Annotated in this window: 6 protein-coding genes; 1 reads left to right on the top strand and 5 read right to left on the bottom strand. The window is 74.3% G+C overall.

Features of this window, described 5'->3' with window-relative positions:
- Positions 1-984: 984 nt before the first annotated feature.
- Positions 985-1284, bottom strand: a complete 300-nt coding sequence (locus AB0I21_RS41340) for a hypothetical protein (RefSeq protein WP_360569140.1) — start codon at positions 1282-1284, stop codon at positions 985-987.
- 186 nt (positions 1285-1470) lie between these two features.
- Positions 1471-2703 (bottom strand): acetyl-CoA hydrolase/transferase C-terminal domain-containing protein, encoded by a 1233-nt coding sequence (locus AB0I21_RS41335; protein WP_360569139.1) that lies wholly within the window; start codon positions 2701-2703, stop codon positions 1471-1473.
- Between the two features lie 155 nt (positions 2704-2858).
- On the opposite strand from AB0I21_RS41335, the gene AB0I21_RS41330 reads away from it, so the two are divergent.
- Positions 2859-3284 carry a pyridoxamine 5'-phosphate oxidase family protein gene (locus AB0I21_RS41330; protein ID WP_360569138.1) on the top strand — a complete coding sequence of 142 codons (426 nt, stop codon included), beginning with the start codon at positions 2859-2861 and terminating at the stop codon, positions 3282-3284.
- Positions 3285-3296: 12 nt separating this feature from the next.
- On the opposite strand, the gene AB0I21_RS41325 is transcribed toward AB0I21_RS41330, so the two are convergent.
- From AB0I21_RS41325 to AB0I21_RS41315, 3 genes are read right to left on the bottom strand one after another with little or no spacing between them, the layout of a single operon-like run.
- Positions 3297-4010, bottom strand: coding sequence for a YwiC-like family protein (locus AB0I21_RS41325; protein WP_360569137.1), 714 nt, complete (start codon positions 4008-4010; stop codon positions 3297-3299).
- Positions 4007-5257 (bottom strand): multicopper oxidase domain-containing protein, encoded by a 1251-nt coding sequence (locus AB0I21_RS41320; protein ID WP_360569136.1) that lies wholly within the window; start codon positions 5255-5257, stop codon positions 4007-4009. Before AB0I21_RS41320 ends, AB0I21_RS41325 begins: the two co-directional genes overlap by 4 nt.
- A gap of 2 nt (positions 5258-5259) precedes the next feature.
- A complete protein-coding gene (locus AB0I21_RS41315; protein ID WP_360569135.1) occupies positions 5260-6480 on the bottom strand; it encodes a hypothetical protein in 1221 nt (406 codons plus the stop codon).
- Between the last annotated feature and the right edge of the window lie 150 nt (positions 6481-6630).

The raw sequence follows: 6630 nt of genomic DNA, 5'->3' as shown, positions 1-6630 counted from the left end.
GGCTCGCGTCCTGTCCGGGCAGGGGGAAGGCTGAGCATGCCGGCTCGCGTCCTGTCCGGGCAGGGGGAAGGCTGAGCATGCCGGCTCGCGTCCTGTCCGGGCAGGGGGAAGGCTGAGCATGCCGGCTCGCGTCCTGCCGGGCAGGAAGGGAGGTCTGGGCTCCACCGTCCCGTGTTCTCCACAGCAATAGGGGCACGGCCAGCTGTCCCGCTCGACGTCCACTCAGCCGCCGGGCTGCCGTGCACGGCCGTCGCGTGACGATCCGTGCCACTGTCGGCGTGATGCGGCAGTGCCTGCCGAGGCGCGACGACAACGCACGCCGCCATGCGGGTGCCGGCGGGGGCAGCGGACGCCGATGCGGCCGGGGCGGGCAGCGCGCCGGTGGCCACGACCACGGCACGACGAGGCGCCGTGCGTGGCATCGGCGGTGCCTCCCGCAGCGCCGATGAAGGCCGTGCGGTGGGGACCGGGCGCGGGTGGGCATGTCCACGTCACTGGCGCAGTGACGTGGTGACACAGTCTCGAAGCGCCGTTCGTGGTCTGGACGGGTGGCTCCCCGCGCTGGTCACTGACCGCTGCCACCCCGCTGCCACCCCGCTGCCACTCCGCTGCCGCCTCCGCCTCCGCTGCCACCCTCCGAAGATCCAAGGACGGATCCGGTCACGCGGGTGGCCAGATCTGTCCTTGGATCTTCGGCGCAGGGCGGGGTTGGGTTCCACCGGCCTGCGGTTTCCACGGCAGACGGGGCACGGGGCGGCTGTCCGTTCGACGGCTGCTCCACCGTCGGGCTGTCCCGCACCGCCGTCGGGTGACGACTCGTGCCACTGGCGGTGGGGTGGCAGCCCGTGCCGAGGCGTGACGGCAGTGCGCAACCACGCGGTGCCGGGACATGATCCAAGGACGGATCCGGTCACGCGGGTGGCCAGATCCGTCCTTGGATCATCGGTGCGAAGATCCGGGGCGCGGTGGCGGTGGGGGTTCGCGTCAGGGGTTCGGGAGCTCGACCGGGTGGTTGGCCGCGTCCTGGGCGGCCATGGCGGTCAGGGCCGCCCGGTAGGACGCCTGGTCCAGTGCGCCGGCCAGCAGGCGCTGGGTGGCGGCGCTCTCGACGCGGCCGCGGCGGCGCTCCTCGCGGGTGGCGAGCCAGGTCGCGAGCCAGGTCGCGAGCCAGGTCGCGAGCCGGGGGCGGCGGCGGTCGGTGTCCGGCGGGTCGCCGTGGATGGCCTGGGTGTGCAGGGCGATCAGCGCGATGTAGACGGCGGCGATGGATGTGGCCACGAGCATGATTGCCACCACCGGAATCGTTCCTTCCATCAGGTGTACGCCGGATCAGGCCGGCCGGTGGGCGATGAGCACCGGGCACTCGGCGTGGTGCATGAGCTGCTGGCGACGGAGCCCGGCAGGAGGCCCGTGAGTGTGGACGTGGCAGAGGCATGTGGGTCGGCGGGTGCGGGCCGTTGGTCCCGGTCGTCAGCGGAGGGGGAGCCCGAACGTCCGGCCGGCGGCGCGGAGCTCGTCGCGGATGGACGGGTGGGCGGCACGGTCGACGATCTCCTGGGCCTGCTCGACCGAGTCGCGGCCCCAGATCGTGGCGGTGCCCTGCTCGGTGACGATGTAGCTGTGCTGGAACGAGGTGACCGGGCCGGACACCAGCGGCACCACCGAGGACACGTCGGCCTTCGGATGCCAGGAGCGCAGCGCGATGACGGCGTGGCCGCCCGGGGAGTGCATGGCGCCGACGATGAAGTCGGTCTGGCCGCCGAAGCCGGAGTGCGTACGGTTGCCGACCCGGGTGGCGTTGGCCTGCGCGAACAGGTCGACCTGCAGCGCGCTGTTGACGCTCATGAGGTTCGGGTGCGCGGCGATCGTGCCCGGGTTGTTCGTCTTCTCGGTGCGCAGCATGCGGATACGTGGGTTGGCGTCGACCCAGTCGTACAACTCGGCCGAACCGAAGCAGAAGGAGGCGGTGATCGGCGTGTCCCGGTCGAGGCAGCCCGCCTTCTCCAGGGCGAGGGCGCCGTCGCTGAACATCTCCGACCAGATCCGCAGCCCGCGCCGGTCGAGCAGGGCGTCGAGCGTCGCGTCCGGGATGGCGCCGATGCCGAGCTGCAGCGTCGCGTCCGCCGGCACGAGCGCGGCCACCCGCTCCCCGATGGCCGCCGACACCGCGTCGGGCGCCACGACCGCGTGCGTGGCGAGCGGCTCGTCGACCTCGAGGAGGTAGTCCACCGCGTCGAGGGGCACGAGCGCGTCGCCGTGAGTGAAGGGCATCGCGGGGTTCGCCTGCGCGACGACGATGCCGCCGCGGGCGCGGGCGGACTCGATCGCGGCCGGCAGGACGTTGACCTCGACGCCGAGGCTGACCGCACCGCCGACCGGCCGTGAGGTGTGCAGCAGCACCACGTCGGGCGCGAGCCGCTGCCGGAACAGGTGCGGCACCAGCGACAGCCGGCACGGGAAGTAGTGCAGCCGCGGGTGGGCGCGCATCCCCGGCCCGACGAACGCGGACTCGTAGACGACGCCGTCGCGGTCCGGCAGGCCGTGCTGGGCGTTGAGCATGAAGAGCCGGAACTCCGCGACCGCCGCGTCGGCGACGGACAGCAGGCGGCGCGGGGCGGCGTAGTTGCCGCTGGCGACGATCCGCGGGATGCCCGGCAGCGCGCTGAGGATCCGTGCGAGCTCCGGTTCGGTCACTGTTCGCATGCCGTGCTCCTTCAATTGGCTCCGTGGATCACGCTAGGCGCCGGCCCGGGGTGCGCAGCAGGGCCGGCGGGCGGTGACGCACAGGGGAGAAGGTCCCGCCGGACACGGGTCCAACGGCCCTGGCCGGGGCGGGACGGCAGGGGAACAGTTCAGGGATGGTGTCGATGCGGGCCCTGGGCCGTGACCGCTGCCTGGAGCTGCTGGCGTCGGTGCCGGTGGGCCGGGTGGTCTTCAGCATGCGTGCGCTCCCGGCGATCCGCCCGGTCAACCACCTCGTCGACGGCGACTCCGTCGTGATCCGCAGCAACCTGGGCGGTGCCCTGGCCTCCGCGGCCACCCAGGGCGGTGGGGTCGTCGTGGCGTACGAGGCGGACGTCCTCGACGCGGACACCCACACCGGCTGGACGGTGGTCGTCACCGGCACCGCCAGGCTCGTCCTCGACCCGGCCCGCCAGGCCCGCTACGAGCGGCTCCTGCACCCCTGGGTGGACGAGGAGATGAACTGCGTCATCACCATCGACTGCGACCTCGTCACCGGCTATGTGCTCCACGATGAGGTGCCGGCCGGCGCGGAAGCCTGAGCCGCGAGCGGCTCACACCGTGACCGGCACGACGACCAGCAGCAGCACGGTGGCGGCGATCTCGATCAGGCCGACCTGCTTCGGGGTCAGACGGCGCCCGGGCAGCAGGGCCGCGCGGGCCAGCAGGAGGGCGAACACGACCAGCACCGGCACGCCGACCCACCAGGCCGCCCCGAGCGCCGCGAGGTGGAACAGCACCGACGCGCGGTAATAGCCGGCGCTGTCGCGCTCGCGGATCATCGTCTTGACGTAGAGCACCGTGCCGGTGAAGTAGGCGGTCACGGCCGCGAACACCGGCACGGCCTCCACCAGGGGACGGCCGGCGACGGTGGCGCAGACGAAGACCATCAGGCAGCTCTGCGCGACCGACGCGAGATCGTTGACGAGCGCGCGTTCGTCGCGGCGCCGGGCGTAGGCGACGTTGACCGCGAACAGTGCGGCGAACGCCGGGCCGTACCAGAGCAGCTGCGGCCGCACGAGCAGCACGAGCGCACCCGGCACGGCCGCGACCGGGCCGTAGAGGAGCAGCTGCGCGCGGACCCGGGCGAGGCGGCGGGTCTTGACCGCCTGCAGGAAGTAGTAGCTGAACAGGTAGGCGGCCAGCCACGCCACCAGCAGCGGCAGGTGCGGCCGGCGGAAGCCCGCCGTGAGCACACCGGCGAGCCAGGGGAGCAGGAGCATCGCCCAGGCGCCGTGCTGCGGCGGCACGAACCGGTTCCTGCTCATGACACCTCGATGATGCCGCGGGCGCCGCGTTCGGCGTCGACCATGGCGTGCGTGACGAAGGGGTAGTGGCCGGGCGCGGCGAGGGTGGTCTCGACGAAGCCGCCGCCCGCGGGGGACAGGTCCAGGACCTGCGCGCCGCCGGGGTCGCCGGGGCGCAGCAGCCACTGCCCCTCGCGGTAGACGGTGTCGAACTGGGCGCCGACGATGTGAAACGCGCTGCCGCGGCTCGGGCCGGCGTCGAGGACCCAGACCCGGATCCGTTGGCCCGCACGGGTTTGCAGCGGCCGGTGGGTGTACTGGTCGGCGTGGCCGTTGAACACGACCGCGTCCGGCTGGTCCGCCTGCATCTTCGCCAGGTCGCCGCCGAGGTACAGCTCGGACTGCACGAGGACGAACTCGTGGTCGGCCGGTGCGAGGTCGGGCGGGTCGATGATGACGGCGCCGTACATGCCGTTGCCGATGTGCAGCAGCATCGGCATCGTCGAGCAGTGATACATCCAGATGCCGGCACGGGTCGCGGTGAACGTGTAGGTGAGCCGTTGCCCGGGCTCGATCGGGCGCATCGGCTCGTCCGGGGCGAGCGCGCCGGCGTGGAAGTCGACGCCGTGGTCGATGGTGCCGTCGTTGATGAGCGTGATCTCGAACGTGTCGCCGATCCGGCCGCGCAGCGTCGGTCCCGGGGCGGTGCCGTTGAACGTCCACAGGTGCTGCCGCGCGTCCTCCCGCACCCGCAGCTCCACCTTGTGGACGCGTTCCGGGGGTACGGGCGGCGCCGTGGCATCCCGTGCCGTGAACTCCGCGGGGGCGGCCGGGTGGTCGTGGGTGCCGTCGACGGTGATCGTGAGGGTCATGCCCGCCTGCCGGTGCCCCGGGAGCGAGCACCAGCCCTCGACGGTGCCCCCGATGACGCCGGCGTCGAGGCGGGCGGTGCCGCCGGCGGCGACGGTGCCGGTCCTCGCGCCGGTGTCCAGGACGAGGTCGTGGCGGCGTCGGTCGTGGTTGGCGAGCTCGACGACGAGCCGGTCGCCGGCGGGGACCGCGATGTGGTCGGGGTGGAAGCGCATGTCCTCGGCGGTCACGGTGACGGTGGTGGTGTGCCCGGTCGGCGTCACCTCGCCGGTCGTCGCCGCGGACGTGGTGCCGGCGCCCGCGACCCGCTGCGCCGCGACGCCGACGAGGGTGGCGAGGACGACCAGCGCCAGGCCGGCGGCGACGCCACCGAGCGGGCGGGCGTGCTCTGCGGGCATCGTTACCTCCGGGCGGTGAGCAGGACACGCGCCGCCGGTCCGAGGAACTGCAGCAGTGCGGCGAGGACCAGCAGTGACGCGGTGATGTGGACGTACGCGCCGACCGGCAGCAGGAACACGGCGAGCGCCGCGTTGCCCATGGCGACCCGCTGCGGCCAGTGCCGTTCGAGCCGCGCCGACCGCTCCCGTACGAGCACGGGGCCGCCACCGAGGACGACCGGCAGCAGGTAGGTCAGCGCGCCGATGAGGACCTGCGCGGCGAAGCCGGCGAGCAGCGGGGCGAGGACGGCGCCGAAGCGGTCCGCCGCGGCGGCCGGGGTGGCGGACGACAGCAGGGTCCACGCGTCGACGCCGAGCGCGACGAGCAGCCACCCGACCGCGGCGGCGATCGACCAGGTGGCGAACGACGCGGGTGGGCGCTGCCCGGCGGTGTGTACCGCGGGCGCGGCGGTGATCAGGACGGCGGCGGCGAAGACAGCGAGCCCGCCGGCCGCGAGGACCGGCCACCAGGCGAGCACCCCCGTGGCGAGCAGCGCCAGGCCGGTCACCGCCGTGGGCAGCGCGGTGCGGGCGGCCCGGGCGGCGCCGTCGGCCATGCGGGTGCGCAGCACCGTCGGCCACAGCGTGAGCAGCGTGCCCAGGACGGTCAGCGTGACCCAGCCGAGCAGGTTCACGTGCGCGTGGAACAGCAGCAGCCGCGGCCGCGCGCCGTCGTCGACCACCAGCATCCAGGCGCCGGCGGGGACGCCGGTGAGCAGGGCGACGGACGCGGCGAGGTAGTAGTGGGCGGTGACGGCGAACCGGGCCGGCAGCGCGGTCCGCACCTGCCGCGCGAGCCAGGCGAGGTGCGCGGCCACCGCGGCGAAGACGGCCCCGGCCCCGGCGACGCCGACCCACGGCAGGTCCGCGACACCACCGGCGAGCACCGCGACGACGCCCGCGTTGAGCACGGCGAGCCGGACCGCCTCGGCACGGCGGCGCGGCGGGGCGGGGATGCGCAGGACCGCGGCGGTGAAGTGGGCGCTCCACACCACGACGGCGTTGGTGACCGCGCCGAGCAGCAGCAGGTGGATGACCAGCCAGCGCCAGCCGGGCAGGAACGGGTGCCCGACCCCGACCGCGGCGATCCCGGCCAGGTATGCGAGGGGCAGCGCCGCCACCCGGCGGTGCCACGCCGCCCGCCCGGTCGGTGCGGCGTCCGCGCCCACCGCGACGGCGGTCACGACAGCCCTCGCGCGAGCGGTATGCGCCCCGGGACGACGGCGGTGGTACCCCGCGCGGCGGCGACGCGCCCGCCGGGGTCGACCGGCGGCGGTGCCCCGGCCGTGCGGCGTCGCGCGCTGGTGGTGCGTGCCGTGGCGGCGCCGCGCCCG

It is taken from the genome of Dactylosporangium sp. NPDC050588, assembly GCF_040654975.1.
Taxonomy (GTDB): Bacteria; Actinomycetota; Actinomycetes; order Mycobacteriales; family Micromonosporaceae; genus Dactylosporangium; species Dactylosporangium maewongense.
Note: the sequence above shows the minus strand (reverse complement) of the source record. Positions and strands in the feature narration are given on the sequence as shown.

Coding starts and splice junctions, on each gene's coding strand:
- AB0I21_RS41330 (WP_360569138.1), top strand. CDS start 2,859: ATGGTGTCGATGCGGGCCCTGGGCCGTGACCGCTGCCTGGAGCTGCTG.
- AB0I21_RS41340 (WP_360569140.1), bottom strand. CDS start 1,284: ATGCTCGTGGCCACATCCATCGCCGCCGTCTACATCGCGCTGATCGCC.
- AB0I21_RS41320 (WP_360569136.1), bottom strand. CDS start 5,257: ATGCCCGCAGAGCACGCCCGCCCGCTCGGTGGCGTCGCCGCCGGCCTG.
- AB0I21_RS41325 (WP_360569137.1), bottom strand. CDS start 4,010: ATGAGCAGGAACCGGTTCGTGCCGCCGCAGCACGGCGCCTGGGCGATG.
- AB0I21_RS41335 (WP_360569139.1), bottom strand. CDS start 2,703: ATGCGAACAGTGACCGAACCGGAGCTCGCACGGATCCTCAGCGCGCTG.